Origin of the sequence: Nonomuraea basaltis (assembly GCF_005893125.1) — a bacterium.
Lineage (GTDB): Bacteria > Actinomycetota > Actinomycetes > Streptosporangiales > Streptosporangiaceae > Nonomuraea > Nonomuraea basaltis.
Map to the genome: position 1 here is coordinate 1 of NZ_VCJS01000583.1, position 1,101 is coordinate 1,101.

Sequence of the window (1,101 nt, forward strand, 5' to 3'; positions counted from 1 at the left end):
CTAGGGCGCGTATTTGATTGTGATCAATCTGCGGGATCTGCCCTCGTCTCGGGGCCTGATCCGGTAGATCGTTCAGCGTGACGCGAGTGCAATTGACGGATGTGGAGTGGGAGTTCATCGAGCCCTACCTGCCGATCGGTGGGTTCGGCCCGTACCCCGAGCGGCTGCGGCAGCAATTCGAGGGCGTGATCTGGCGGTTCCGGACGGGCGGCCAGTGGCGGGAGATGCCCGTGGAGTTCGGTGCCTGGTCGACAGTCCACAACCGCTTCCGGCAGTGGAGGGACGCCGGTGTCTTCGAAGCTCTGCTGGAGGGCATGATCGCGGAAGCCGCAAAGCGAGGCGAGGTGGACTTGTCCCTGGTCAGCGTGGACTCCACCACCGCGCGGGCTCACCACGACGCTGCCGGGATGCACCTCGGCCAGGACGTCGTCACCGCCCTGGAGAAGGCCGCCGAGGAAGAGAAGGCCCAGCAAAAGGGGGCAGCTCGGAAGAACGAGACCGGCAGAGCAGAGCAGACGACCCCAAGCGGGAAGAACGACGGCGCATCCGGTGCCGGCGCAAGCTCCGGTTGAAGGCTGCCCTGCTCGGACGATCGAGGGGCGGGCAGACCAGCAAGGTCCACCTCGCCGCCGATCGCAAGTGCCGTCCGCTGGCGTTCGTCCTGACCGCGGGACAGGCCGCCGACAGCCCGCAGTTCATCCCCGTGCTCAAGAAGGTACGCATCCGCGGGCCCATCGGCCGTCCCCGCACCAGGCCTGACGCGGTCGCCGCGGACAAGGCCTACTCCTCCCGCGGCAACCGCGCCTACCTACGCAAACGCCACATCAAAGCCGTCATCCCGGAGAAGAAGGACCAAGTCGCCAACCGGAAGAAGAAGGGCGGCAGGGGCGGCCGGCCGGTCAGCCACGATGCAGACGTCTACAAGGATCGCAACACCGTCGAGCGTCTGATCAACAAGCTGAAGGCCTGGCGAGGCATCGCCACCCGCTACGACAAGACCCCTGAGAGCTACATCGCCGGCCTCCACCTTCGTGGCGCGATGATTTGGATCAAAGACCTCACACGAGCCACCCCTTGATCACAACCCAATACGCGCCCTAG

1 pseudogene is annotated in these 1,101 nt (G+C 65.8%); it reads left to right on the top strand.

Annotation, left to right across the window (positions count from 1 at the left end):
* Positions 1-77: 77 nt before the first annotated feature.
* Positions 78-1,078, top strand: a pseudogene (locus tag EJK15_RS69505) (IS5 family transposase).
* Positions 1,079-1,101 lie beyond the last annotated feature (23 nt).